Below are 24,165 nucleotides of genomic sequence, written 5' to 3' on the forward strand. Positions count from 1 at the left end.
AAAAGTGCCTTTGGGCATGAAACGGTGAAAAGGGGCCAACGAACTTGGATCATATCTATGAAGATATCCGAAAAGGGGAACGCGGCGCCTGGATCAGCATCGCGGCGTATTTGATCCTCTCCGCGGGCAAGCTGGTCGGCGGTTACTTCTTTGCGTCCAGCGCCCTGCTTGCAGACGGGTTTAACAATCTGACCGATATCGTGGCATCGGCCGCCGTGTTGATCGGCCTGCGGATATCGCAGAAACCGCCGGACTCAGACCACCCGTACGGTCATTTCCGTGCGGAGACGGTAGCATCGCTGATCGCTTCGTTTATTATGGGTATGGTCGGTATTCAGGTGCTGGTGGAGGCGGTCAAATCCCTGTTTATGGGCAAAGAAGCTTCGCCGGATTTATGGTCGGCCGGCGTGGCGGCTGTCTGCGCTGTATGTATGATGTTCGTCTATCTATATAATAGAAAGCTGGCCAAGGAGATTAAGAGCCAGGCCTTGATGGCGGCCGCCAAAGACAATCTGTCCGACGCGCTGGTCAGTATCGGGGCGGCGGTCGGGATTGTCGGGGCACAGTTCGGCCTGCCATGGCTGGATGTGGTGGCGGCGTTTGCCGTGGGCCTGCTGATTTGCAAGACGGCCTGGGATATTTTCCGCGATTCCACCTACCGCTTGACTGACGGGTTCGATCAGGAGGAGCTCCGCGATCTGCGGGGCACCATTGCCAAAACCCCCGGCGTCGAAGGCATCAACGATGTGAAGGCCAGGGTTCACGGCAATCATGTTCTGGTCGATGTCGTCATCGTGGTTGACCCCACCCTCAGCCTGATCGAAGGGCATGCCATCAGCGACAAGATCGAAGAGCGGATGAAGAGAATTCATAATATTATGAACGTCCACGTCCATGTGGAGCCTCGGGAGAAAAGCTTGTGAAGTTCGGTTCCTTTGAAAAGCTCCCATGTTCTTGATAAGCTTCGGTGAACAGCCACAGTGCATAAGCATTGTGGCTATTTTTGCGTCCGCACGCTGCCTTTCGGAGAAATTGTCTCAGTTATGGGTCTGACGAAGCGCGATAATAAAATTGGAAAACGGTTCCAACGTAGCAGGTAATTATGAGGTTTGTGGGATATCCAGATGGAGAAATTCAATGAATAATGACATAGATGGAGGGATTTTACAAATTCCTGCGTCAAATCATGCTTACGATGGAAAGGAGTAAGGCTGTGAACAGAACGTTGTGGCGATTGTGGACTGCTTGCACTGCCGGATTGCTGGTGATGGTTGGGATGTGGCCCGGATTCAGCCTTGCGGCTGCCGAACCGACGCGGTCGGCGATTGAATGGTCCAAGGATTACGGAAGCCAGTCCAGCGGAGAGGGGGTCATCCCTACATCAGACGGTGGCTATCTAGCCCTGGGCGATATCTATGACTCGTATCGAAAGGCCTATGTGGTAAAGCTGGATGGAGAGGGGCAGGTGGAATGGGAGCATAAGCTGTCTTACTATGACTGGGGGGGCAGTACGGCATACCGGGCCATTGAGACCAGGGACGGGGGTTACCTTATCGCGGGGAACACGTCTGAAGAGTTCGAGCCGATTCGGCAGCTGTTCCTGATCAGGTTGGATGCATCGGGGAATGTGGTGTGGCAGAAAGCGATGGATGTCCAGGGGTATGATCAAAACCCGAAAGCCATCGTCGAGACGGAGGACGGCAGCTTTTTGATTGCCGGAAGCGGGATCGTCCACTGGGTTGCTTATGACAGAGCTTATATCGCCAAGATCGATCAAAATGGGAATACGCTGTGGTACAACCAGTACAGTTTTTCGGGAAGCGACTATTTAACCGATCTGATACCCGCGAGCGACGGGGGTTACATCGCTGTCGGCCACGCAGGTATGGTGGAATATGAATCGAGAGAACATGATGCGATGCTGGTGATGAAGATCGATGATCAAGGCAAAGAGGTATGGTCAAAGCAATCGGTCGAGCCACGCAGCGGTTGGACAGCCTACTCGGTCATTCCGGCCGAGGACGGAGGCTATATGATCTTGAGCCGTAAATCCGTCAACGGCAACGGCGTGCCGGTACTTACCAAGACGGATCTGACCGGACAGGTGCAATGGGAAAAGACATACCCGGATGGTGCCAATTCGCAGAATTTCAATCGTTTGGTCCAGACGGAAGAGGGCTACGCGATGCTGGGGGAACATGTTACATACTTGGACTGGAGCTCAGAGTGGAAGCATCAATACAGCGTGTTAAGCGTCGATCGGAGCGGAGGGTTGATCAGCAGGGAATTGTTCAAGGGGCCTCCAATCTACAGGGTCGGTACCGCATCGGGAACTCCGGACGGAGGTTATATATTCCCGGGAACCGTGCAGCGGGGAGACAGCGGGAAATTTCAGCTGATGAAGCTCACGCCGCCGGCGGACCAGCCGCCTGTTGAGCGAACACTAACAGGCGTCGGGTTTATGGAAAAGGATAAGAAACTGAAAACAGGTTCAAGCGTCTCCACTGTGCTGCAAGCGGTTTATGACGACGGAACCCGAAGCGACTTGTCCAACGCCGCAGTCTACGTTTCGGGGGACGCTGCGATTGCCGAAGTCGACGCATTAGGCCGAATCACGGGAAGGGAGCCGGGAGACACCTATGTGGAAGCATCTTACGAGGGTTATACAGCAAGATTGAACGTGACTGTACTGCCGGAAGATACGGGCGAGTATGATCCCCTGAACGGCTATCTCGAGCTGGATTCGTCCCAATACTCGCTTTCGGAAGGTTCGACGCTGGATATCAAGGTTTTTTTGTATGACTATTCGACACAGACGAGATCGGATATTACCAAACAGGTTCAATTTAGCAGCAGTCATCCGGACGTCGCCGAAGTGGACGGGGAAGGAAATCTGATCGGTCATAAGCCGGGCTTGACCCAGATCTCTGCCCGATATAAGGGAGGCAGAACGATGGCCTCGGTCCAGGTCGTCCGCGCTGCTGCTCCAATCGGAAATGACCTTCCGGATCAAGGCGGGACGGATAGCGGGAAGGATCTGAAGGATTCTGCAGAGGAATGATCGTGTAAGGTTCCGTCTGGTGGAAACATGGATGAACAAGGCTGGCTCTGAACAGGGCCGGCCTTGTTCTACTTTTTGGGCGCTGCAGGTATTTCCTTAATGTCCCTGATTTCCAGGGACCAGGCGTATTTAAGACCATAGACCTGTTTTATACCAACATTTGGAGTGTTTATTTGTGTAAAAAGGGCCATGCGGTTTCTCGATCCTCCTGCCTATAATGAGAGCAAGCGCTAAGCGGGCCGGCGTTCCCCGGTTTCTACAAGCGACTCAGACATCTCAAGGAGGAATGAAATGATTAACATCAAGAAAAGCTTACTCGGATGCCTGCTATTATCCGCTGCCATTTCTGCAGCCGTCATCATCCCGACCGGACATGAGGCTCAAGCGGCGTCGGCATCCAGCCAGGTTCAGGCACAGGGCCAGGTTGGCGTTATCCAGACCTCGGTGAATCTTCGGGACAAGCCTTCCCTGTCCAGCAACGTGCTCGGTTATGTAAAAAAAGGAGAGACCGTGCAGATTTTGGAGAAAAGCACGGCTTATTATTATAAAGTGAAAACTTCGTCGGGCAAAATTGGCTACGTCAGCACCCGCGAAAAATACATAGCCGTTAAGGGCACCGGTTCGGCATCCCAGCCGAGTACCGGATCCTCTGAAGCGGCACCACCTGTCTCCGCGGAAAATGCGAATGCCATGATCGAAAAGGTGATCCAGACCGGCATGAAGTATCTGGGAACCCCTTACGAGTTTGGTTCCAACCGGAATACGACGACCACGTTCGACTGTTCGGATTTTACCCGCCAAATCTTCAAAGAGGCTGCAGGCGTTGTGCTTCCGGCAGATTCCAGACAGCAGGGCTCCTGGGTGAAGGAAAACAGCGGAGCTGTATACAACACGGACCAGCTGAAGCGGGGAGATCTCGTGTTCTTTATGAGTTACCGCGGATCCAGCGCTTCCGCCTATCAAGGCGTTGATAAGTCCAGCCAGCGGATTACCCATGTGGCGGTGTATCTGGGCGATGGCAAGCTGCTGCATACCTACTCCAATCAAGCCGGCGGCGTTACGGTATCGGATTTCAGCAACTCTTGGAAGCTGAGATTTCTGTACGGTGGCAGCGTACTGAAATAAAGGCTGCGTAAATGCAAAGGACCGGAGAATTCTCCGGTCCTTTGTTGTCCCCCGCAAAGGCTTCGCTGAACGGAAGGTTTGATGATATTCTATGTAGAAGGAACTAAATGACGCCGACACCCGTTAGTAAAACCCTTAGTTCATTCTAGTACTGGCATGTTGCTTTTAGGATGTCTTATTTTACGAGAATCCAAGCCGTTCCGAGCCACGTGTAAACTTCCACCCACTCGCCGAGAAGCGATCCAACGCGGTTGCCCGTGGTGTTCACGACTTGCGGAGCAAGGACGCTTGCGACTTTACCGCCGGGCTCAAAGTAAAACGGTGTATTTACCGTCAGGATGAGAGGCACCGTAGGCGTTGTTACTTCTTCTCCTGCCGAAATGATCGGCTCAGGTACCAGCTTGGTAGGTTCGGCAACGGTCTCTGACGAGCCTGTGACCGAAGTCGTGGTGGACGGAGTGCTGTTCGTTGTGGACGTTGTGGATGCGCTGTCCGCGAACGCTGCGGTCCCCATGGAAGCCATTAATCCGAGTGCTGCTGCAATAGTGATGATTTTTTTCATAGACTTTGTTCCTCCTTGGAATAGTATGCTTCTACACTATCCAAATAACCCTCTGACAGACAATTGAACCAAGTTATCTAGTAGATCGTAGAAAAAAAGATTGTTTTAGTTTACCATAAATATGGTAGAAGCGTCAGGGAGGATGGTACCAAAAATCCCGGCTGCCTGCTTTTGAAGTAGGCCAAAAATAAAACTTTAGAAATGCGCCGAATGGTGGAGTATATTTGCCTTTTCGGCAGAAAGGGGGCGGACATGCGCCTAGGGAAGTTTTTGTTTCGGTTCATGATAACGATCATCATCGTGGTCATTATCGCCGCCGGCGTGCTGATCTGGTACATCGCTCCGGACCGCAAGCTGAATTTGAACTATACGGATCTGAATATCCAGGATAAAGCGATGCAGATGCTGAAGACGAAGAAACCGGAAATTACGCTGAACAACGAGGAATTGAATGAGCTGGCCAAGAAAGAGTTCATCAAGCACATGGGTGATATGCCCCCGCAGGTTACCGTTACTGGAGCCGAGTTCCAGTTCCATGGGCAGGAGGTTACGGCGGATATTAACGGCAAGTGGGAGTTTATCCCTTTTGGTGCCGAGCTGACCTTCACGATGGATGCCGACGGCAGCGTCATTGTGCTGAAGCATGAATCTACGAGGATCAAGTCGATCCGCGTCCCGGCGGAGACCTGGGGGCTAGGCACTCTTTCCGTGCCGCTCAAGGAGCACTTGCCGGACATCCTTAGAGTAGACGATGTTCAGTTCTTGGATAACGGCGTCAAGCTGACGTTCAAGCTGAACTGGCTGGATCTACCGTCGCTCTTTTAATGAAACAAAAGATTGCGGGCATTAAAAAAACCAAGCGCCTTCTATCCGAAGGACCGCTTGGTTTTTTTGCTCATTCTAACCTTTTTCTTATCTCTTTGGGCTTGTTCGTCTTCTCGTATCAGCTGCCCTTATACCGTTAAGGCGTTCGGCTGCGGCCGGTAAACAGGGAGATGATAAAGAGAACCAGGAAAATGAAGAACAGCACCTTGGCAATCGTAGCCGCCGCAGATACGATTCCGAAGAACCCGAAGATTCCGGCGACGATCGCAATAATTAAGAAGATAATCGACCATTTCAACATCTTGCTCACCTTTCTTTCCTGTAGAGTTTGGGCGATAAATGACCGGACATACGCTGCTAAACCAGCGGGTCCCGTTCACCCTCGTAGTCATACTTAACCGGGCCCGAGGGGAATGAAACAAGCCCTGTCTTTGGTAAAAAACGGCGCTGTTTCGTCATTTGGGCGATAGGGTAACTAACGCTTAAGTGAGCCTTACAGGAAGCATGGAAGGCATCTTGAAGAGACAAGAAAGAGAGGTTATGCACATGATTATGTCGCTTAGTGTCGCGTTAATCGCGGTCGCTTTTGCGGTCCTGGTCGTTTATCTCATTAAAACGCTGCTGGCCGCGAAAAGTTCGCTCGAGAAGACGACGCAAACCCTGCAGGAGGTTCAGCAGACGATCGACGAACTCAGCTATGAGATCAAGCAAATCGTCCGGCACGCCAACGATATTACCGCGGATGTCGAGCATAAGATGAAACAGATTGATCCGGTCATGAATTCGGTGAAAAATTTGGGTGAAGTGCTCAGCGAGTTAACCCTGGCTGCGAAACAGGCTTCCACAACCTTGATTCACAAGTTCAAGCAGCCTAAGCACCAGGTAGAGTCCCGTCCGCGGCACATGCTTGCCTCCGCGTCGACGCCAGAAGAGCGCACGATTGAGTCCTATTCGGCTGTATATGAAACGGGAGCAAAGGCCAAGCCTGCGGCTAACGTGGTGAAATGGATCGACACCGCCGCGACGGTCTGGCAGAGACTGCGCCGGTAGGACCTATGGCTCAGGCTGGATCCATTGACAACAGAAAGGATGAGAATCATGTTGAAAATGATTACGCTGCTGCTTGGAATGCTGTCACCCTTGTCCTTCGTGTCCGCTGCCCAGCCTGACCCGGGCCATACGGCGAATGTCCAGACTGTCCGGCAGGCCGTCCAGCAAACCCCTGATCGCTTTAGCGCGTTTGATACGATGAACGGGGTTTCCCTGAACGATACCAAGCAGGAGGTCCTCGCCCACAAGGGCAAGCCGCTGAAAGTGACGCCCGATCCGTTCACCGGCTGCTCGGCTTACGTCTACCAGGATGCGGCGGTCGTGCTCTGCGACGGCATCGTGGACTACGTTCATGTGGGAGCGGCTGCAGGGAAGATGCAAATCAACGGTTCCTGGATCCCTTTGAGCAAATACCGGGTTGCCGATGCTTTAGGGCAGCCGCAGTTCCGTGCGGAGGATGGTGACGTCTACATTCGCGGACACCATGCCGTCAAGGTTTACACGGATCCGGAAACGGGAAGGCTCGCGGGAGTCGACTTTTTTGACCAAGCGAGTGAATAACCCGCCGTTTCCTGGAATCGGCGTTTCAACTATACCCGCAGAGGTTAATTAGAACATGTACGGGATCAACAAAGAATAGGAGAGTGAGAACGATGAATTCATCAACCAATACCAAATCATTTGCGAAAGTTGTGGAAAACGGCGTCCAAGCGGTGGAAGAAGTCAATCAGCTGCGCAGCGCAGGTTATGTGTACGATGATATTTTCGTACTGGCCCATGACGGCGACCGGACCAACCGGATTGCGGACACGGCAGGGGCAAGTGAGGTTGGCATTAAAGAAGAAGGCATGTTTGATGCTCTTGCTAATCTGTTCCGTTCACGCGGAGACGAGCTCCGGGCCAAAATCACGTCTCTGGGCTTCACGGAGGCTGAGGCTCAATTTTATGAAAAGGAACTGGATCTGGGCAAGGTGCTGGTGGTTGCCAAAAAGGCATGAGACCGGTATTTCCCGCATACAGATGCATGTCAAAAACATAGATAAGGAATGGGATAACGCTTCCCATTCCTTATCTATGTTTTTGGAACAAGTGGGATATCATGCCCCGAGTTCCAACGACTGATAGACCTTAGATGCTGAAATATTCACACGGTATGGTATATAGTATATAAATAGAGATTTCAACAATTTCATAGGATCGTAAGGAGAGGGTTATGAGAATATTAATTGTTGATGACAATCCCACTAACGTCATAATCATCCGGGAGATTTTAAAGAAGGAAAACTACCGGGATATCGATAAAGCCTCATCGGCAAGAGAAATGTTTGAAATCTTGGGAGCGGAAGGCTATGCCAAAGAGGGTCAGCCGAAGGCGTCCGATTTTGACTTGATTTTGCTCGATATGATGATGCCTGAAATGGATGGGATCGAGGCCTGTCAGGTGATCCAGAAAAACGAACATCTCAAGGATATACCGATCATCATGGTCACGGCAGTGGGAGATTCCAAAAAGTTAGCCGAGGCGCTGGATGCCGGAGCGGTCGACTATGTGACCAAACCGATCAACAAAGTGGAGCTGATGGCCCGGATCCGCCTGGCACTCCGTCTCAAACATGAGAAGGACTGGCATAAGGAGCGCGATCAGCGGATTCAGGAGGAACTGAGATTGGCTGCGCTGGTTCAGAACGCGGTGCTGAGTCCCGCTATTGAGGACGAGCTGTTTGAGGTCCACGCCATTTATCAGCCTTCCGCCGAGCTTGCCGGTGATCTATATGCCTGGTATTCCCTCGGCAACGGCCGTTACGGTGTCATTCTTTTGGATATGATGGGCCATGGCATCTCGTCGTCCCTGTTTACGATGTTCATCGCGTCGGTCCTGAAGGATACGGTAACGACCTATGTGGAGCCGGAGAAAGTGATCCAGGAGCTGAACCGCCGGTTCAACCAGCTTCACATCGAAAATCAGCTTGTCCAATATTATTTTACGGCGATTTATTTAGTCGTGGATACCTCAATGAAACGGATTGACTACGTCAACGCCGGGCATCCCCCGGCTATATTTTTCCAACAGAACGGAGACATGCTGCTGCTTGACCGGGCAAGCTGTCCGGTCGGCTTATTCGACAAGATGGACATCGATCCGCAGACCTTGTCTTACGAAGGGGAAGGCCATATTGCGCTGTACACCGACGGCTTGCTGGAACTGGTCCAGGGCGATCATGACGAACAAGTCGACTTTTTGGTCAGCCATCTGAAGCATTCGCATGAATGGAATGAAGAGAAGATGTACCAGGCATTTTTTGAAGACCACGGAACCCAGGAGCGGGAAGACGATAAATGTCTCGTCTGGATTTCGTTAAAAGAGGGAGCGAATGAAGAATGAAACTGAAGACTAAGCTGGTGATCGGCTTCGGTTCGCTCATGCTCATTTTGATTGCTTTGACGGTGGTTGGCTACGACCGCATGAATTATATGAACAAGCAAATGGATCGTATCTATGAGGACCGGTATTTGAAAGTGCGGTATTCCACCGGGGTCCGGAGCGAAGTGAACGATATGTCCAGGTTCGTTATGAGCATGATGCTGAATCACAGCGTGGCGACAGATAACAGCACTTCCCAGATCAACGATATGATCGTTAAGGGCGAACAAGGTTTGCAGAAGCTGAATGCAACCACCACCTCTCCTGAGGAAAAACAAATGCTGAACCGCGTTCAGAAGGCGTGGTCGGATTACAAGGAATATATCAACAAGCAGTCCGCCTTGTTATCCAAAGGGATGATGGACGAAGCCAACACCTATCGAAATGAGAGCGGAACCCCGATCCAGCAGGAAGCGATAGACAGTATCAATGCGCTTTCCGAATATCAGGATCTGCTGGTCGATGAGCAAATCAGTAATGCCAAAGCAGCGTACAACCGGTCCGTTCAAATCACGACCGTCATTATGATTGCCGGTCTACTGCTTGGACTTGCCGTTATTCTGTGGGTCATCTCCACCATCACGAGGGGACTCGGCGTCGTGAACATGATGATCAACAGCTTTGCCAAAGGCCGGATCCAGGCCATCCGCCGGATTAAGGTGACCTCAAGAGATGAAATCGGCCAGGTGGCCCATGTGTTCAAGGAGATCGCCGAAGACCTGGAAGAGAAGCAGGAGCTGGAGCAGAACTACCTCCAGGCCCAGAAGGACCAGAACTGGCTTAATTCCAATGCGAGCCGGGTTACCGAGCTTCTTCGTGGCATCAATTCCAGCAAGCAGGTATCCCAAATGTTCATCAGCGAGTTTACGCCGATCATCGGGGCGGCCTATGGGGCTATATATATTCAGGACGATGATAAAAATCCGAATATGCTGTCTCTTGGCGGAACATACGCCGGCCAGGGAGAACGCTCGCCGAGAGGCAGAGTTGAAATCGGAGAAGGGCTGGTCGGGCAGAGCGCTTTGGACCGCAAACCGATTATCACCGAGCTGCCGGAAGACTACCTGTCAGTGGACTCAGCCTTTGGTTCGGCGAAGCCGGCTCATCTGCTGATCTATCCGGTTGTGTTTGAAGACGAGCTGCTCGGTGTCGTTGAAATGGCGTCGTTCGAGCCGTTCAGCGAGCTGGCCAGACAGCTCTTGTCCCAACTCACCGCGAGTCTGGGCGTCATTATTAATAACATTAACCGCCGCGTTCGCGTCGAGGAGCTTCTGCGTGAATCGCAGGCGCTGACCGAGGAGCTGCAGTGTCAATCCGAGGAGCTGCAGACCCAGCAGGAGGAGCTGCGCCGCTCCAACGAAAATCTGGAGGAGCAGACCGAAGCGCTCAAGCGCTCCGAGGATTTGCTGCAGCGCCAGCAGGAGGAGCTCGAGCATTACAATACCGAGCTGATCGGCAAGACGCGTGCGCTGGAAGAGCAGATGCAGCAGCTTGAGGAGAAGAACATCGAGGTTGAGGAGGCGAAGGCCAGACTGGAGCAGCAGGCGATGCAGCTGGCGGTGACCAGCAAATACAAGTCGGAGTTCCTGGCGAATATGTCCCACGAACTCCGCACGCCGCTCAACAGTCTGCTGATCCTGTCGCAGCTCCTGTCCGAGAATAAGGAAGGAAACCTGAGCGATAAGCAGAAGGAATACGCTCATACGATTTACATGTCGGGCGCCGATCTGCTCAAGATGATTGATGAAATTCTGGATTTGTCCAAGGTCGATGCCGGCAAAATGGAGATCAACTCCGAAACGGTGCCGATCGAGGAATGGCAGACCTTCGTCAACCAGAATTTCAAGCCGCTGGCCAATTCGAAGCAGGTTGCGCTCCACGTTCACGTGGACAACGATGTGCCGGATTCCGTCGTTACCGACGGATACCGGGTTAAGCAGATCCTTCGCAACCTGTTGTCCAATGCCTTTAAATTCACCAGCCAGGGTTCGGTCGTGTTCACGGTCCGCCGGGCGGATCCGGAAGCCCTGCCAGCTTATCTGGACCGGAACAAGGAATATATCGCGGCGGCCGTCAAGGATACGGGCATTGGCATTCCGAAAGATAAGACCGACCTGATCTTTAAGGCGTTCCAGCAGGTGGACGGCACCACCAGCCGCAAGTATGGCGGTACCGGACTTGGCCTTTCCATCAGCCGTGAGCTGTCCCGCCTGCTTGGCGGGGGAATTGAGGTCGAATCGGTCGAAGGGCATGGCAGCTGCTTTACGCTGTATCTGCCGGTCACGGAGGAGAAGCCGGAGGCGTCTTCTTCCGCTCAGGACGAGGCCGCCGTTTCCAGCGAGCTGATGCTGCCCAAGCCGGCGCAGAACATGGTGGATGAAGAGGAATCCGCCATCAACGCGGCGGAGCCTCTGGAAGACGACCGCGAGCGGATTGCCGATAAAGATAAGGTACTGCTCATCATTGAGGATGACATCAAATTTGCCCGTATTCTGATGGATATGGCGCGGGGGAGAGGCTTTAGGGCCCTCGTGGCGATGCAGGGCGATATCGGCCTCGATATGGCGAAGACTTACCTGCCGGATGCGATCATCCTGGACATCCAGCTTCCGGTCATGGACGGCTGGGCGATCCTGGGCGAGCTAAAGGGAGATTCGGCAACCCGCCATATCCCGGTTCACATCATTTCGGTATCGGATGAAGTGAAGCAAGGGCTGAAAATGGGGGCTATCGCCTACTTGAAGAAGCCTTCGACCAAAGCGTCCCTGGAGCATGCCTTCTCGCATATTGAATCGTATACCGAGCAGTCGCTGAAGCATCTCCTCATCGTTGAGGACGATGACATCCAGCGCCGTTCGATTATTGAGCTTATCGATCACGATGACGTGGCCATCACCGCCGTGTCCACCGGCAAGGAGGCGCTCAGCGAGCTGCGGAAGAAACGCTACGACAGCATGGTGCTCGATTTGATGCTGAGCGATATGACCGGCTTCGAGCTGCTGGATCAGATCCAGCAGGACGAAAACCTGGGCTACCTTCCGATCATTGTGTACACCGGCAAAGATCTCGACAGCAAGGAAGAAATGCGCCTGCGCCAATACACCGAGTCCATTATTATCAAGGACGTGAAATCGCCTGAACGCCTTCTGGACGAAACTACGTTGTTCCTGCACCGGGTGGAAGCCAACCTGCCTGAGGACAAGCGTCAAATTTTGCAGAAGCTTCATAACAGGGAAGCGCTGTTTGAAGGGAAGAAAATCCTCCTCGTCGACGACGATATCCGGAACGTCTTTGCGCTATCGAGCGTTCTGGAGAATTACGGCATGGAGGTGACCTTCGCCGAGAACGGACGCGAGGCGATCGATATCCTGACCGGAGGCGAGCCGTTCGATTTGGTGCTGATGGATATGATGATGCCGGAGATGGACGGCTATGAGGCGATGCGGCAGATTCGCCAGATGCCTCAGTTCCATAAGCTTCCGATTATTGCCTTGACCGCCAAGGCGATGAAAGAAGACCGCTCCAAGTGTATCGAAGCCGGCGCTTCCGATTACGTGAAGAAGCCGATCCAGACGGAACAGTTATTATCCCTGATGAGGGTTTGGTTGTATTCGTAAGGGCAATAACGGGGTAATAGGTAATAGCGTTACATTTTCATCATTGAAGCAAACGTAAGCAGGAGGAAAGAGAATGGATTTGGGGCATACAGATCAGGACATCCCCGTAAAGGATGAGACGGAACGGGAAGATATCGAGCTTGAGCTTCTTCTGGAAGGCATTCACCGTTTATATGGTTACGATTTCCGCAATTATGCGATTCCGTCGCTCCGGCGCCGGATATGGCATTTTATACGCGCGGAAAGTTTAAGCAATATTTCCCAGCTTCAGGAGAAGGTGCTGCATCACCGGCCCGTTTTTGAGCGGCTGGTTCATAATCTGTCGATTCCCGTCACAGAGATGTTTCGCGATCCGAACCTCTTTCTGACTTTTCGAAAAAAGATCGTCCCCCTGCTGAGAACCTATCCGTATATCCGCATTTGGCATGCAGGCTGCTCCACCGGAGAAGAGGTCTACTCCATGGCGATTCTGCTGCATGAAGAGGGACTTCTGGACAAGGCGAGGATTTACGCCACGGATATGAACGACCGTTCCCTGGAGCAGGCGAAGCAGGGGATCTTCGGGATTGAGAAAATGAAGCTGTATACGAAAAATTATATTGAGGCGGGCGGAACCCGTTCCTTTTCCGAGTATTATACCGCTAAGTATAACTCGGTGATTTTCCAGCCCTTTCTAAGCAAAAATATGATCTTTGCGGAGCATAACCTGGCAACGGACCGCTCCTTCAACGAGTTTAACGTTATATTTTGCCGTAATGTAATGATCTACTTTAACGACACGCTCAGGGATCATGTCCACGGCCTGTTTTATGAAAGCTTAAGCCGTTTCGGAATTCTGGTTCTTGGAGCAAAAGAGTCGATACAGTTTACGGAATACAGTGATTCTTACGAACCGCTGGATCGTGTGGAGAAAATCTACAGGAAGATTAACTAGAGAAGTGGGAGGATTCCATGGGGTCTCAAGAACCGATTCATATTCTGCTGGTTGATGACCGTCCGGAGAACTTACTCGCCCTTGAAGCAGTACTGGAGAGTGAGCAATATAATCTAGTGAAGGCGACCTCTGGTGAGGAAGCGCTCCGGTGCCTGCTGAAGGATGAGTTTGCTGTGATAATACTGGATGTTCAAATGCCAGGTATGGACGGGATTGAAACAGCCAAATTGATCAAGGCAAGGGATAAAACGAAGGACATTCCGATCATCTTCATTTCAGCGAACAGTAAAGAAGCCGAGCATTTATTCGCAGGTTATTCAGCCGGTGCGATCGATTATATGGTGAAGCCGTTTATCCCGCAAATCCTGAAGTCCAAAATTGAAGGCTTTGTGGAAATGTACTTGACCAACAAAAAGCATAAAACCCAGTCCATGCTGCTGCAGCAAAAAACGCAGGAGCTGGAAAAAGCCAATCAGGAGCTCATTAAAGCCAAAGAGGCGGCTGAAATCGCGGCCAAGGCCAAAACTGAATTTTTGGCGATGATGAGCCATGAAATCCGCACGCCGATGAACGGCGTGATCGGTATGGTGGATCTGCTGATGGAAACCGAGCTTAAGGAAGAGCAGCTGGAATATACGGAGATCATCCGCAAAAGCGCCGACGCACTGGTCACGGTGATCAACGACATCCTCGATTTTACCAAGATGGAATCCGGGAAAATGGAGATGGAGGAGCATCCGTTTGAGCTGCAAAACTGCATCAAGGAAGTATTCAGCCTCTTTTCTATGGAAGCAGGGAAAAAGGATCTGGAGCTGGTGTACTTTATCGATGAAGCAATCCCGCCCATTATTTACGGGGATATGGCTCGCCTGCGTCAGGTGCTGATCAATCTGATCTCCAATGCGGTGAAGTTTACGCATCAGGGCGGAGTCTATTTGATGGTGTCCCTCCGGGAAAGAGCTGAAGACGGCAGCCTCATGATCGAATTTGCGGTGAAGGATACCGGTATCGGCATTACGCCGGATAAGCAAAACCGCTTGTTCCAGCCGTTCTCCCAGCTGGATTCTTCGATGACCCGGAAATACGGGGGCACGGGGCTGGGACTGGCCATCTGCAAATCGCTCGTTGAAATGATGGGCGGCAGCATTAACGTGGAATCGACCGAGGAGAAGGGTGCCACGTTTATCTTTACGATCCGGACGAGCGAGCCTGAATCGGATGACGGCATGATGGGCATGGGCGACGACTTGCCTGTTTCCCTGCCGTCTGCAAAAGACGAAGAACCGCTGATCCTCGTGGTAGACGACCATCCGGTCAACCAGAAGCTGATGGTGAGCATGCTGAGCAAGCTGGGATTGAGAGCAGAAGTGGCCGAGGACGGGCGGCAGGCGGTGGATAAAATCCGCGCCAATCCGGTGTATCGGCTGATCTTCATGGATTTGCAAATGCCGGTCATGGACGGTCTGGAGGCCACGGCCCTCATCCGCGAGATGCAGCCTCAGGGATACCGGCCGGTTATCATCGCCATGACCGCCAATGTGATGGAAGGCATCCGGAGCCGGTGCAGGGAAGCCGGGATGGACGATTATATCAGCAAGCCGGTCAATATGAAATCGGTGAAGGAGATTCTGATGAAGCATCCGGTGCCTGCACAAAGCAAAGGCTTGCAGACTTCCGATGCCAACTCCATGTGACGGGAGCTAAATATTGCCAGGCATAAGCTTGCGTACAAGCTGATTCAAACGGGGGGATTTAGGGTTAACTGTTCTTATACAAGAAAAACAAAAAATTCGGGAGAGAATGTCTATGAATACGAATAAGAACGAAAAATTCAATGCAACGACAGAACGCCATGAAGGTTCCTGCACGGTCTACCTGAGCGGGGAACTGGATTTATCGGTGGCGCCCGACTTCAGGCTTGTCATGGAACCGCTTGTTGGGGATTCCGAAATCGATCTAGTGATTAACTTGAAGGATCTGAAATATATCGATAGCACAGGGATCGGCATTCTATTGTCCATATTGAAGGCCAGACATGGGATGGATGCCCGTTTTGTCGTGGAAGAGGTTCCTTCCCAAATCCAAAGGCTGTTTGACATGACGGGTATTGCGAAGTTTTTTGCCGCGAGTAGGAATTCCCAATAGGAAAGGATCGAAGACAGTATGAATGCTGAAGTTCAAAAAGTCGTGATAACATTACCGGCCAATGCTGATTTTGTAGATATCGTAAGATTGAACTTGTATGGAATCGCATCGAAGATGGGTTTTTCTTATGAGGACATCGAAGATATGAAGGTAGCCGTATCGGAAGCTTGTAACAACTCCGTTTTGTATGCTTATGCTCAGGAAGGCGGCATGGTGGAAGTAACGTTCGAAATCGGCATTGACCAATTGTCCATCAAGGTCAAGGACGACGGGGAGAGCTTTGACCGGATGAACCGTACCGAAAACACCGTGACATTGCATGACAAAGACCTTCATGATGTGGAAATCGGGGGACTCGGCTTCTACTTGATGGAGGCGCTCATGGACGATGTGATGGTAGATAATGAGGCCGGACGCGGCACCCAGGTGGTTATGACCAAACGGCTCATGAGAAGTGAGGAGAAAGTATGAATGATAAGGTGACTCCCCCCGAGTCCATGAGCGAGGCGGTCGGTCTGATCTGGGAATACCAGCAGACGAAAGACAACGATATCGCCACCGTGCTTATCCAAAAATATGAACCGATGGTCAAGATGGCCGCGGGTAAAATCGCCCGTAACCGCCCGGACCTCTATGAGGACTTGTACCAGGTCGGCCAGATGGCTCTGATCCGGCTGCTGCAGCAGTATGACATCAGCTTGGGCATTCCGTTTGAACCGTATGCCATGAAGAGCATGATCGGGCATATGAAAAACTTTTTGCGGGATAAGTCCTGGTATATCCAGGTTCCAAGAAGGATCAAAGAGAAAGGCGCACTCGTCCAGCAGGCGATTGATGAGTTAACCGTCAAGCTGGAGCGTTCGCCGGACGTCCGCGAAATCGCCGAATTCCTGGATTTGTCGGAGGAAGAAACGGTAGAGGTCCTGGCCGGACGCGAATGCTACCACTATGTTTCACTGGACTCTCCGCTGTCCCAGGAAGAAACGGGTGCAACGCTCGGTGAACTGATCAGTTCGGACGTCAACGACTATGATTCGGTGGAAAAACGGATGGACCTGCAGCAGGCGATGAGCCAGCTGAAGGAACAGGAGCAGAAAGTGCTGCTGCTTGCCTTCCAGGATGGTGAATCCCAGCGCTCAATCGCCCAGAAGCTGGGGGTTTCCCAGATGAGCGTATCGCGGATTCAGAAGCGCGCAACGGAAAAGCTGAAAGAAATCATGTCTAATTCATACCAATGACGGACAAGCTTATGTTAGGTAACGAGTCAACCGGAAGTTCGTAAGGACACGCCAGTTCTCCCTTGAGAATATACGGCGTGTCCTTTTTGGTGAACAGAGATATGGATGGTGAGATAGAGGAGGCGGGGTCATATGGCGGCTGAGGTTTCAAGCAATATATTATCTTTTGCGGGCCACTGGACATGGCATGATCTGGTGGTGGAGGACTGGTCATCGGAAGACTTCAGGCAGCTGCAGGAGGCATGCCCCCTGATCGAGGAATGGCTGGAAGTCATCCCGAACATCGAGCAGAATTATATGTCCGTCCGGTTTCCCAACGGCGTGGATGCCGTCATGTTCGGCACGCTGCCCTACTCGGTCAAAATGGAAGTGGAAGACAGCGCCCACGTGGACCGGGTTCACTTTTACGTACAGCGCGACAAGCTGATTACGATCAACCTGGATCAGAACACCCGCGAAATCATGGCTACCGAAGAACGTACGGCCATGCTGCACCAATGCCACAGCGCGGTGGACGGCATGTTCGTGCTGGCCCGGACGATTCTGCACTATTTTCATCTCGGGCTGGACCATTTCGAAGCGAACCTCCGCAAGCTGGAGCATGCGATGGAGATGGATAATCAGCGGTATTTGATGGACAAAATCCTGAACTCGCGGTTTGCTTTGCTGTATTGGAGCAATCTGTTCACGCCGTTTCAGGAGCTGATCGCGGCTGCCAGAGAGGGGTATTTGGACAAGCTGGAGAACAGCCGGCCGTTCATGCAGCTGCTGCACCGAATCGAGCGGATGGACCGGGCGTTCCGCCATTACGAAGATGAGATTGATACACTGATATCCATCGATGATGCCATTTCGGCGTTCCGCGGCAACGAAATCATGAAGACGCTGACGATCCTGACGGCGATCTTTACTCCGGCAACGGTAGTAGGCGCAATTTGGGGGATGAACTTCGAGAACCTGCCAGGCATCAAGGTGCCATGGGGATTCGTCGGGATCATGCTGATTACGTTCCTCAGCACCACCATCATGTACCTTTGGATGCACCGGAAGGGATGGACCGGCGATTTGCTCAAGGTCAAATCCAAAAAATCGAAGATCTAGCATCCCGCCGAATATCAAGAACAGGACTCGAGTTAATCGGTTAATCCCGCACGACGGATAGATCCCCTGCAAGCAGACAAGCGCTGAGTTAGCGCACAGCCGTATGCTTGGAGGGGATTGTTCATTTATCGACGCTACCAGCGGCCGATAACGACTACGATCGCCAGCACCAGAAATACGATATTGATGCCAATCTCTTTATATTCCTTCCGACTCACATGGAAAGCGGCGCCGAGCAGCACAGTCACGGCCAGGCCGAGTGCGGCGATCGGTGTTAATATTGGTGCGATCCCCGTGGCCAAAGGCAAAATCACCCCGACAACCCCGGCCAGTTCCATCAATCCGATCCCCCAAACGAGCGGTTTAGGTACATCTCCAACCCAAGGCCAGGCCTTTCGCGCTTGTTCATGCTGAAACGCCTTCATCCAACCGGAATATAGGAATCCGGCTCCTAAAATTCCTTGCACAATCCAAAGTACAACGTTCATGTCTTCACGGCTCCTTATCCTGGCTCTGTTTCGTCTTCAACCATGGATATATAATAGGGAGTAAGGGTGGGATAGTGGAAGTAGGCACTTTAAATAAACGTAGTATCGAAAAATATACCTTAAGCCAATCAAGGGGTAGGAGGATGTGCGTGAATACTTACTGTAAGTTTGAAACGGCGCTGGATATCCTGATCGGGAAATGGAAGCCCGTGATTTTGCTCCGTCTGCTGAACCATGGAACGATGCGGTTCAGCGAGCTTCAGAAATCGATCCCGGACATCACGAAGAAAATGCTGACCCAACAGTTAAGGGAACTGGAGTATCACGATATCGTGCATCGTGAGGTCTATAAGGAGATCCCGCCAAGGGTCGAATATTCCATTACTGACTACGGTCAACGCATGACGCCATTGCTGCAGGCGATGAATGACTGGGGAGTCAATCACATTGCTCACCTGCAGGAGCTTTATGGGGAAGAGCAGGTAGAGTGAGAGGGGCATTTTCTGCATGCGGCATCGTTCAAGGGAGCCTTTCACAACGAATTGAACGAAAACAGGAAGCGCCTAAAATGAAACAGCCTTAGTCCGGTGGAGTTACCGTACTAAGGCTGTCTGGTTTATTCCTATAGCTGTCTAATTCGATGGGCGGAACACCAGTCCCGACCGTACGCTTGTCATCGCTTAAAGCTTCGTGTTCGCCGTGTTCGCGGCAACCGTCTCTCCGGGAAAGCACTCCATCTCGGTCAAATAGGTCACTTGGGGCTCTAAATCCTTCCTGCGGATCATTTCGATCATTCGGTTGACCGCCAGCTCCCGGCTCGCAGGAGCGACGTAAAAAGTGGTCAGCGGCGGCTTGCTCAGCTTCGCCAACTCCGAGAAGCCGTAACCGACGAGGCTGACCTCGCCGGGAACCTGCACGCCATGCTCCTTCAGCCACTGCAGGGCACCGAACTGAATAACCGTATTGACGGAAAATACTGCTGTATAGCCGATATCGAGCACATTCATCCGGGCGCACAGCTCGTAGCCGTCTTCGCCGCTGCTGGCCTGGACCAGCGATTTGTCCAGTGGAATCCCGGCTTCCTCCAGCGCGCGGTAGTAGCCGTTCAGGTTTTTCTGATGAATGGGAATGTTCAAATTCCCGCTGAAGAAGGCGATCCGTTTGTGCCCGAACGACAGCAGATACTTCACGGCCTCGTAAGCCCCTTTTTCATGATCCATCACGATGCTGTTCGTGCCTTCACGGGGAATGCCCCCGTAGAAAAGATAGGGTACCTTGGCTTCGGTAATCAGGTCGATCGCTTTATCGTCCAGATCGCCTGTCACGAAGTAGCCCTCCGCTTCCTTGCTCAGAACCGCCTTGCGCATCTTTTCGAGTCCCTCGGCATCCGCCTGCACGTTCATAAACAGCAGCGAGAAATGGTGGCGGCTTGCCGCCTGCTCAATCGTCGCGAGGTCGTACATGTACCTGGGGTCGTCAGGGGCGCGTCCGTACAAAATAAAGCACAGCTTCGGGGTGACATCCGCCCCGTTGTACCCGAGTTCCCTAGCGGCCTGAAGGATCCTTTGGCGCGTCTTTTCCGAAATCGTGCTGCCCGGCGCGTTATTGAGAACGAGGGAAACCGCGGAGCGGGACACGCCGAGGTACTCGGCAATTTCTTTTTTTGTAACGGACATGCGTATTACACTCTCCTTGTAACCGTGGCGGCGAGACATGGGCTGCCTTGCGGGCTGTTCTTTGCTGTATTATAGCATAGGTCGATTTCCGTTGAAAAAAGCTGCCTATTCCTTCTTGTACCGTTCGTAAGCTTGGTTATAGATGTCCATGTAATCGTCCAGCCCCATTTTTTTGAGCGTGGCCACGTAATTGTCCCATTCCGAGAACGGGGCATCCCCCGTCACGAATTTGGTCGTCATTTCTTCGACATAGGCACTGATGTCGGTTTCAAGTGAGGTGAAGCGGGCCACTTCATCCTGGGTATAAGTGAATGGAGGCCATACCTCTTCCGGATAGTAAGGCTCGATTTTTTTGGCGGCTTCCAGGTTTGCCGGTGAGCTCTCGCCGCCCTTAAAGGTCTTGGCTGTCAGCATCGCCGGATAATATCCGCCTGCCCAGGTGACGTACTTCTTCCCGAATTCCGGATCGGCCTTGTATTCGTCGGTGTAGTCAACGGAGCCGTCCGGTTTGACGATGTAGCTCTTGTCCTTGATGCCCATGAAGAACATCGTGCTGCCTTCCTCGCTGTAGAAGTAATCCGCCCACCGCATCGTCGCTTCCGGGTACTTGTTGCTGCTGGTGATGGCGAAGGCGCCGGCATCCACCAGCGGGGAGCGCGCCCGGGAGAACAGCCGCTCCCCACCCGGGCCGGTCAAGGCGTTTGCGCCCGTATAATCGTCTTTATGGTCGCCGAACGTATCGGCATTGGTGTACATAAAGGAGCCGTACAGGCCGTCCTTGCCTTTGGCGAGCACCTCATTGCCTTTGATCGTCAAAATTTCAGGAATGAACAGGTTCTCCTTATACAGCCGGTTCACATACTGCAGAAGCTCCTTGTACTTCGGATCCGCCGGAATAAATCTCAGTTTGCCGGTATCCGGGTCCATATCTACGCGGGGGTGGGTGTTCCCCCGGTTGCCGAGACCCCAAGAGCCCTTCAGCTGATCGAGCAGTCCCCCGACTCCGCTGGCTGCGTACGGAATTTCGTCGTTCTTGCCGTTACCGTTCGGATCGCCTGTCTTCACAGCCTTCAGATACTGATAGAACTCTTCAGTCGTGGTCGGCTCTTTCATCCCGAGTGCGCTAAGGAACTTTTTGTTGATCCACAGCTCCGAGCCGATGACGACGGATTTGAAATCGGGATCATAAAAGGTGGGGAGGGAGTAGATGTTGCCGTCGGGCATCGTCAGTCCTTTCTTGATTTCCGGATGCTTTTCCATCAGCGCCTTAAAGTTAGGGGCGTATTGGTCAATCAGGTCGTTTAGCGGAATCAAGAGCCCCTGGGCACCATAGTTGGCCAGATCGACGCTGGTAAACCTCGCCGTATGGAAGGCGTCGGGCAGGTCCCCGCCCGCCAGCAGCAGGTTGCGTTTTTCGGTCAGGCTGTCCACGGGCGTAAGCTGCCAGTTGACGTTGACGTTCGTCTTTGCCGCATATTCCTTCCAAATCTCGACCTTGTTCCAGTCCGGGGGAGCACTGGCCGCCTGCCCGGCAAAAAAGTTCAGCGTAATCGGCTGCTGCACGATAGGAAACCCGGTTGCGCTAACGGATGATTTGCCGCTGTTTTCACCGCCGGGCTTTTCCTCCGCCTGCCCGCTTCCAGAACCCCCGCTGCAGCCTGCGAGGATCCCGGTCACCATCAAAATCGTAGTCAGCAGCTGTGCGCCTTTTTTCCATTTCATACGGATAAGACCTCCCTGAACACATCAGATTTATCGACAAGAGCGGATTAGCCCTTAATCGCGCCGATCATAATGCCTTTGACGAAGTACTTTTGCAGGAACGGATACAGCAGAAAGATAGGGACGTTAGCGACAACGACCATGGCGTATTTAATAATCTCAGCATCCAGAATCTGCTGGTCCTGGCCGATCATGGCCGCTCCGCCCTGAACCATGTTATCGACTTCCCCCTTGACGAGGATTTCGCGGAGAAACAGCTGAAGCGGAAACTTGCTGCGCTCGGACAGATAAATGAGGGCATTGAAATAAGAGTTCCAGTGTCCGACGCTGTAAAAGAGCACCATGACCGCAAGAATGGGCATCGACAGTGGAAGGACGATCCGCCACAGTGTCTGCAGATTGCCGCAGCCGTCGATCGCCGCCGCTTCCTGGAGCTCCGGCGGGATGCTCATTTGAAAGAAGGTGCGCATGATAATGATGTTATAGACCGAAACGGCCCCCGGAAGAATGAGCGCCCAGATGGTGTTGATCATATGAAGGCTTTTGATGAGCAGGTATGTAGGGATGAGGCCGCCGCTGAAGAACATGGTGAACACGAGGATGGCGGTAATGACACCGCGCCCGGCAAAGTCCTTCCGGGACAGCGGATAGGCCGCGGCGGTCGTCATGAACAGATTGATGGCCGTCCCGACCACGGTGTAGAGAATCGTATTGCGGTAGCCGATCAGCACTTCTTCGTTGTGGAAGATTTTGTTGTACCCGGTAAACGTCAAGTCGACGGGAAACAGCCACATTCGGCCCTCGATCACGGCGGAAGGCTCACTGACCGATGCGCTCAGCACATAAATGAGCGGATAAAGCACAAGCACCAGAATGACGGCCAAGGCGGCATAAATCAATGCCCCCGAAATGCGGTCGCCGATCGTTGGATGATCCACGGGAATCCCTCCTCACCAAAGGCTGGTTTCGTTCAGCCTGCGCGCGGCGGCGTTGACGATCACCAGCAGAATAAAGTTCACCACCGAATTGAATAATCCGACTGCGGCCGAGAAGCTGTATTGGGAACCGAGAATGCCGCTTTGATAGACATAGGTGGCAATGACGTCGGAGCTTTCTTTGTTCAGACTGTTTTGCATCAGATAGACCTTCTCGAAGCCGACCCCCATCAGGCTGCCGAGGTTCAGGATCAGCAGGATCACGACGGTTGCCATAATTCCGGGGAGGTTAATGTGCCAAATCCGGCGCAGGCGGCTGGCTCCGTCAATGATAGCGGCTTCATGAAGGCCCGGATCAATGCCGGCGAGCGCGGCCAGATAGATGATGGAACCCCAGCCTGCAGACTGCCAGACGCCCGAGAGTACATACACCGTCTTGAACCATTCGGGTTCGGTCAGGAAGGAGATCGGCTCGCCGCCGAACCAGGTTATCAGATGATTGACGACGCCCTTTTGCGGCGACAGAAACATCAGAACCATGCCGACCAGAACGACCATGGACAGGAAATGCGGCGCATAGGTGACGGTTTGGACAAATTTGCGGAAAGAGCGGTGACGGACTTCGTGAATCATCAGCGCGAGGAGCAGAGGGGCCGGAAAACCGACGGCCAGCTCATACAAGCTGATGCCCAGCGTATTACGGATGAGGCGCCAGAAATAATAACTGTCGAAGAAGCGCTGGAAGTGGTCGAGTCCGGTCCATGGACTGCCCCAAATGCCTTTGACGGCGACAAAATTCTTGAAGGCAATCTGCAGGCCGAACATCGGATAGTAGTGGAAGACGAGCACATACACCAAGACGGGAAGGATGAGCAGATACAAATCCCAGTATTTCCTGAACACTCTCATAGCGGCGCCTCCAAACAAATTTAATAACGCGTTATAAAAATGAGCATGTTTTTAATTCCACATTTTTAGGGTACGGAACTTAAAAGTCAAGCGTTTTTTTGAAATTTAACATAGGAATTACAGTCTGAATAAGGAGTTTCAAAAGGATTGACCCCAGGTATTTATCATGTTATATTCTACCTGCCATAATCAGGAAAATAACGTTCGTTACTTTTTGTGATAAGAAGTATTGCGGAGAAAAACATAGACGGGAGGTGTATTTGTAAAAATTAATGCTATCAAAACCAGCTGGGATTTACATAACACGTTATGAATGTTTGTAGGTTGCGGGACCTCGTCGTCCGGCTGATTCGGA

At 52.3% G+C, this 24,165-nt stretch carries 23 protein-coding genes; 16 read left to right on the forward strand and 7 right to left on the reverse strand.

All coding sequences use genetic code 11. The features are described from left to right. The first annotated feature begins 44 nt into the window (after window positions 1-44). The 3 genes from GCU45_RS20170 (at window position 45) to GCU45_RS20180 (ending at window position 4,186) form a co-directional block, all read left to right on the forward strand. Window positions 45-923 (forward strand): cation diffusion facilitator family transporter, encoded by an 879-nt coding sequence (locus tag GCU45_RS20170; RefSeq protein ID WP_145949856.1) that lies wholly within the window; start codon window positions 45-47, stop codon window positions 921-923. Between the two features lie 290 nt (window positions 924-1,213). After that, window positions 1,214-3,061, forward strand: a complete 1,848-nt coding sequence (locus GCU45_RS20175; protein ID WP_167527171.1) for an Ig-like domain-containing protein — start codon at window positions 1,214-1,216, stop codon at window positions 3,059-3,061. A gap of 291 nt (window positions 3,062-3,352) precedes the next feature. Further along, window positions 3,353-4,186 carry a C40 family peptidase gene (locus GCU45_RS20180; protein ID WP_152400111.1) on the forward strand — a complete coding sequence of 278 codons (834 nt, stop codon included), beginning with the start codon at window positions 3,353-3,355 and terminating at the stop codon, window positions 4,184-4,186. 175 nt (window positions 4,187-4,361) lie between these two features. Here GCU45_RS20180 and GCU45_RS20185 read toward each other — a convergent pair whose 3' ends face one another. Further along, complete coding sequence (locus GCU45_RS20185; RefSeq protein ID WP_105445294.1) at window positions 4,362-4,748, reverse strand: hypothetical protein; 387 nt, start codon at window positions 4,746-4,748, stop codon at window positions 4,362-4,364. Between the two features lie 252 nt (window positions 4,749-5,000). Here GCU45_RS20185 and GCU45_RS20190 point away from each other — a divergent pair, with 252 nt between their 5' ends. Next, window positions 5,001-5,573, forward strand: a complete 573-nt coding sequence (locus GCU45_RS20190) for a hypothetical protein (RefSeq protein ID WP_152400113.1) — start codon at window positions 5,001-5,003, stop codon at window positions 5,571-5,573. Between the two features lie 136 nt (window positions 5,574-5,709). Here the strand turns inward: GCU45_RS20190 and GCU45_RS20195 are convergent, their stop codons facing one another. Beyond that, window positions 5,710-5,874: a DUF1328 domain-containing protein gene (locus GCU45_RS20195; RefSeq protein WP_076176112.1), complete on the reverse strand. Its 165-nt coding sequence runs from the start codon at window positions 5,872-5,874 to the stop codon at window positions 5,710-5,712. Between the two features lie 245 nt (window positions 5,875-6,119). On the opposite strand from GCU45_RS20195, the gene GCU45_RS20200 reads away from it, so the two are divergent. The 11 genes from GCU45_RS20200 to GCU45_RS20250 all read left to right on the forward strand — a co-directional run bounded on the left by GCU45_RS20200 (window position 6,120) and on the right by GCU45_RS20250 (window position 18,080). Next, window positions 6,120-6,623: a DUF948 domain-containing protein gene (locus GCU45_RS20200; RefSeq protein ID WP_145029836.1), complete on the forward strand. Its 504-nt coding sequence runs from the start codon at window positions 6,120-6,122 to the stop codon at window positions 6,621-6,623. A 48-nt stretch (window positions 6,624-6,671) separates the two neighbouring features. Then, window positions 6,672-7,184, forward strand: a complete 513-nt coding sequence (locus tag GCU45_RS20205) for a hypothetical protein (protein ID WP_152400115.1) — start codon at window positions 6,672-6,674, stop codon at window positions 7,182-7,184. Between the two features lie 92 nt (window positions 7,185-7,276). Further along, window positions 7,277-7,621 carry a YflT domain-containing protein gene (locus GCU45_RS20210; RefSeq protein WP_152400117.1) on the forward strand — a complete coding sequence of 115 codons (345 nt, stop codon included), beginning with the start codon at window positions 7,277-7,279 and terminating at the stop codon, window positions 7,619-7,621. A gap of 215 nt (window positions 7,622-7,836) precedes the next feature. Further along, complete coding sequence (locus GCU45_RS20215) at window positions 7,837-9,006, forward strand: PP2C family protein-serine/threonine phosphatase (protein WP_152400119.1); 1,170 nt, start codon at window positions 7,837-7,839, stop codon at window positions 9,004-9,006. Beyond that, window positions 9,003-12,662 carry a response regulator gene (locus tag GCU45_RS20220; protein WP_152400121.1) on the forward strand — a complete coding sequence of 1,220 codons (3,660 nt, stop codon included), beginning with the start codon at window positions 9,003-9,005 and terminating at the stop codon, window positions 12,660-12,662. The genes GCU45_RS20215 and GCU45_RS20220 overlap by 4 nt, the downstream gene beginning before the upstream one ends. Before the next feature lie 73 nt (window positions 12,663-12,735). Continuing rightward, window positions 12,736-13,596 (forward strand): CheR family methyltransferase, encoded by an 861-nt coding sequence (locus GCU45_RS20225; RefSeq protein ID WP_076176101.1) that lies wholly within the window; start codon window positions 12,736-12,738, stop codon window positions 13,594-13,596. A gap of 17 nt (window positions 13,597-13,613) precedes the next feature. Beyond that, window positions 13,614-15,290: a response regulator gene (locus GCU45_RS20230; RefSeq protein WP_152400122.1), complete on the forward strand. Its 1,677-nt coding sequence runs from the start codon at window positions 13,614-13,616 to the stop codon at window positions 15,288-15,290. A 112-nt stretch (window positions 15,291-15,402) separates the two neighbouring features. After that, window positions 15,403-15,741, forward strand: coding sequence for an STAS domain-containing protein (locus tag GCU45_RS20235; RefSeq protein WP_076176095.1), 339 nt, complete (start codon window positions 15,403-15,405; stop codon window positions 15,739-15,741). An 18-nt stretch (window positions 15,742-15,759) separates the two neighbouring features. Beyond that, the gene (rsbW, locus tag GCU45_RS20240) at window positions 15,760-16,212 is read left to right on the forward strand and encodes an anti-sigma B factor RsbW (RefSeq protein WP_105445289.1); all 453 of its coding nucleotides are present in this window, start codon (window positions 15,760-15,762) and stop codon (window positions 16,210-16,212) included. Next, complete coding sequence (locus tag GCU45_RS20245) at window positions 16,209-16,979, forward strand: sigma-70 family RNA polymerase sigma factor (protein ID WP_152400124.1); 771 nt, start codon at window positions 16,209-16,211, stop codon at window positions 16,977-16,979. Before rsbW ends, GCU45_RS20245 begins: the two co-directional genes overlap by 4 nt. Before the next feature lie 132 nt (window positions 16,980-17,111). After that, window positions 17,112-18,080 (forward strand): magnesium transporter CorA family protein, encoded by a 969-nt coding sequence (locus tag GCU45_RS20250; protein WP_152400126.1) that lies wholly within the window; start codon window positions 17,112-17,114, stop codon window positions 18,078-18,080. A 134-nt stretch (window positions 18,081-18,214) separates the two neighbouring features. Here the strand turns inward: GCU45_RS20250 and GCU45_RS20255 are convergent, their stop codons facing one another. Next, window positions 18,215-18,568 (reverse strand): DoxX family protein, encoded by a 354-nt coding sequence (locus GCU45_RS20255; protein WP_152400128.1) that lies wholly within the window; start codon window positions 18,566-18,568, stop codon window positions 18,215-18,217. Between the two features lie 149 nt (window positions 18,569-18,717). Here GCU45_RS20255 and GCU45_RS20260 point away from each other — a divergent pair, with 149 nt between their 5' ends. Continuing rightward, window positions 18,718-19,059 carry a winged helix-turn-helix transcriptional regulator gene (locus tag GCU45_RS20260; RefSeq protein WP_244364172.1) on the forward strand — a complete coding sequence of 114 codons (342 nt, stop codon included), beginning with the start codon at window positions 18,718-18,720 and terminating at the stop codon, window positions 19,057-19,059. Between the two features lie 189 nt (window positions 19,060-19,248). Here the strand turns inward: GCU45_RS20260 and GCU45_RS20265 are convergent, their stop codons facing one another. The 4 genes from GCU45_RS20265 to GCU45_RS20280 all read right to left on the reverse strand — a co-directional run bounded on the left by GCU45_RS20265 (window position 19,249) and on the right by GCU45_RS20280 (window position 23,810). After that, window positions 19,249-20,244 (reverse strand): LacI family DNA-binding transcriptional regulator, encoded by a 996-nt coding sequence (locus GCU45_RS20265; protein ID WP_167527172.1) that lies wholly within the window; start codon window positions 20,242-20,244, stop codon window positions 19,249-19,251. A gap of 105 nt (window positions 20,245-20,349) precedes the next feature. Continuing rightward, on the reverse strand, window positions 20,350-21,966 hold the full coding sequence (locus tag GCU45_RS20270; protein WP_152400134.1) for a type 2 periplasmic-binding domain-containing protein: 1,617 nt from the start codon (window positions 21,964-21,966) through the stop codon (window positions 20,350-20,352). A gap of 47 nt (window positions 21,967-22,013) precedes the next feature. Further along, window positions 22,014-22,904, reverse strand: a complete 891-nt coding sequence (locus tag GCU45_RS20275; protein ID WP_089549856.1) for a carbohydrate ABC transporter permease — start codon at window positions 22,902-22,904, stop codon at window positions 22,014-22,016. A 12-nt stretch (window positions 22,905-22,916) separates the two neighbouring features. After that, window positions 22,917-23,810 carry an ABC transporter permease gene (locus GCU45_RS20280; RefSeq protein WP_152400136.1) on the reverse strand — a complete coding sequence of 298 codons (894 nt, stop codon included), beginning with the start codon at window positions 23,808-23,810 and terminating at the stop codon, window positions 22,917-22,919. Window positions 23,811-24,165: the final 355 nt, after the last annotated feature.

It is taken from the genome of Paenibacillus cellulositrophicus, assembly GCF_009363095.1.
In the GTDB taxonomy this organism is placed as follows: Bacteria; Bacillota; Bacilli; order Paenibacillales; family Paenibacillaceae; genus Paenibacillus_AQ; species Paenibacillus_AQ favisporus.

What these genes read in the sequence shown, in the direction of transcription:
- GCU45_RS20220 (WP_152400121.1), top strand. Translation starts at nt 9,003, where the DNA reads ATGAAACTGAAGACTAAGCTGGTGATCGGCTTCGGTTCGCTCATGCTC.
- GCU45_RS20210 (WP_152400117.1), top strand. Translation starts at nt 7,277, where the DNA reads ATGAATTCATCAACCAATACCAAATCATTTGCGAAAGTTGTGGAAAAC.
- GCU45_RS20230 (WP_152400122.1), top strand. Translation starts at nt 13,614, where the DNA reads ATGGGGTCTCAAGAACCGATTCATATTCTGCTGGTTGATGACCGTCCG.
- GCU45_RS20245 (WP_152400124.1), top strand. Translation starts at nt 16,209, where the DNA reads ATGAATGATAAGGTGACTCCCCCCGAGTCCATGAGCGAGGCGGTCGGT.
- GCU45_RS20215 (WP_152400119.1), top strand. Translation starts at nt 7,837, where the DNA reads ATGAGAATATTAATTGTTGATGACAATCCCACTAACGTCATAATCATC.
- GCU45_RS20250 (WP_152400126.1), top strand. Translation starts at nt 17,112, where the DNA reads ATGGCGGCTGAGGTTTCAAGCAATATATTATCTTTTGCGGGCCACTGG.
- GCU45_RS20180 (WP_152400111.1), top strand. Translation starts at nt 3,353, where the DNA reads ATGATTAACATCAAGAAAAGCTTACTCGGATGCCTGCTATTATCCGCT.
- GCU45_RS20280 (WP_152400136.1), bottom strand. Translation starts at nt 23,810, where the DNA reads ATGAGAGTGTTCAGGAAATACTGGGATTTGTATCTGCTCATCCTTCCC.
- GCU45_RS20225 (WP_076176101.1), top strand. Translation starts at nt 12,736, where the DNA reads ATGGATTTGGGGCATACAGATCAGGACATCCCCGTAAAGGATGAGACG.
- GCU45_RS20195 (WP_076176112.1), bottom strand. Translation starts at nt 5,874, where the DNA reads ATGTTGAAATGGTCGATTATCTTCTTAATTATTGCGATCGTCGCCGGA.
- GCU45_RS20200 (WP_145029836.1), top strand. Translation starts at nt 6,120, where the DNA reads ATGATTATGTCGCTTAGTGTCGCGTTAATCGCGGTCGCTTTTGCGGTC.
- GCU45_RS20185 (WP_105445294.1), bottom strand. Translation starts at nt 4,748, where the DNA reads ATGAAAAAAATCATCACTATTGCAGCAGCACTCGGATTAATGGCTTCC.
- GCU45_RS20270 (WP_152400134.1), bottom strand. Translation starts at nt 21,966, where the DNA reads ATGAAATGGAAAAAAGGCGCACAGCTGCTGACTACGATTTTGATGGTG.
- GCU45_RS20190 (WP_152400113.1), top strand. Translation starts at nt 5,001, where the DNA reads ATGCGCCTAGGGAAGTTTTTGTTTCGGTTCATGATAACGATCATCATC.
- GCU45_RS20205 (WP_152400115.1), top strand. Translation starts at nt 6,672, where the DNA reads ATGTTGAAAATGATTACGCTGCTGCTTGGAATGCTGTCACCCTTGTCC.
- GCU45_RS20235 (WP_076176095.1), top strand. Translation starts at nt 15,403, where the DNA reads ATGAATACGAATAAGAACGAAAAATTCAATGCAACGACAGAACGCCAT.
- GCU45_RS20255 (WP_152400128.1), bottom strand. Translation starts at nt 18,568, where the DNA reads ATGAACGTTGTACTTTGGATTGTGCAAGGAATTTTAGGAGCCGGATTC.
- rsbW (WP_105445289.1), top strand. Translation starts at nt 15,760, where the DNA reads ATGAATGCTGAAGTTCAAAAAGTCGTGATAACATTACCGGCCAATGCT.
- GCU45_RS20265 (WP_167527172.1), bottom strand. Translation starts at nt 20,244, where the DNA reads ATGTCCGTTACAAAAAAAGAAATTGCCGAGTACCTCGGCGTGTCCCGC.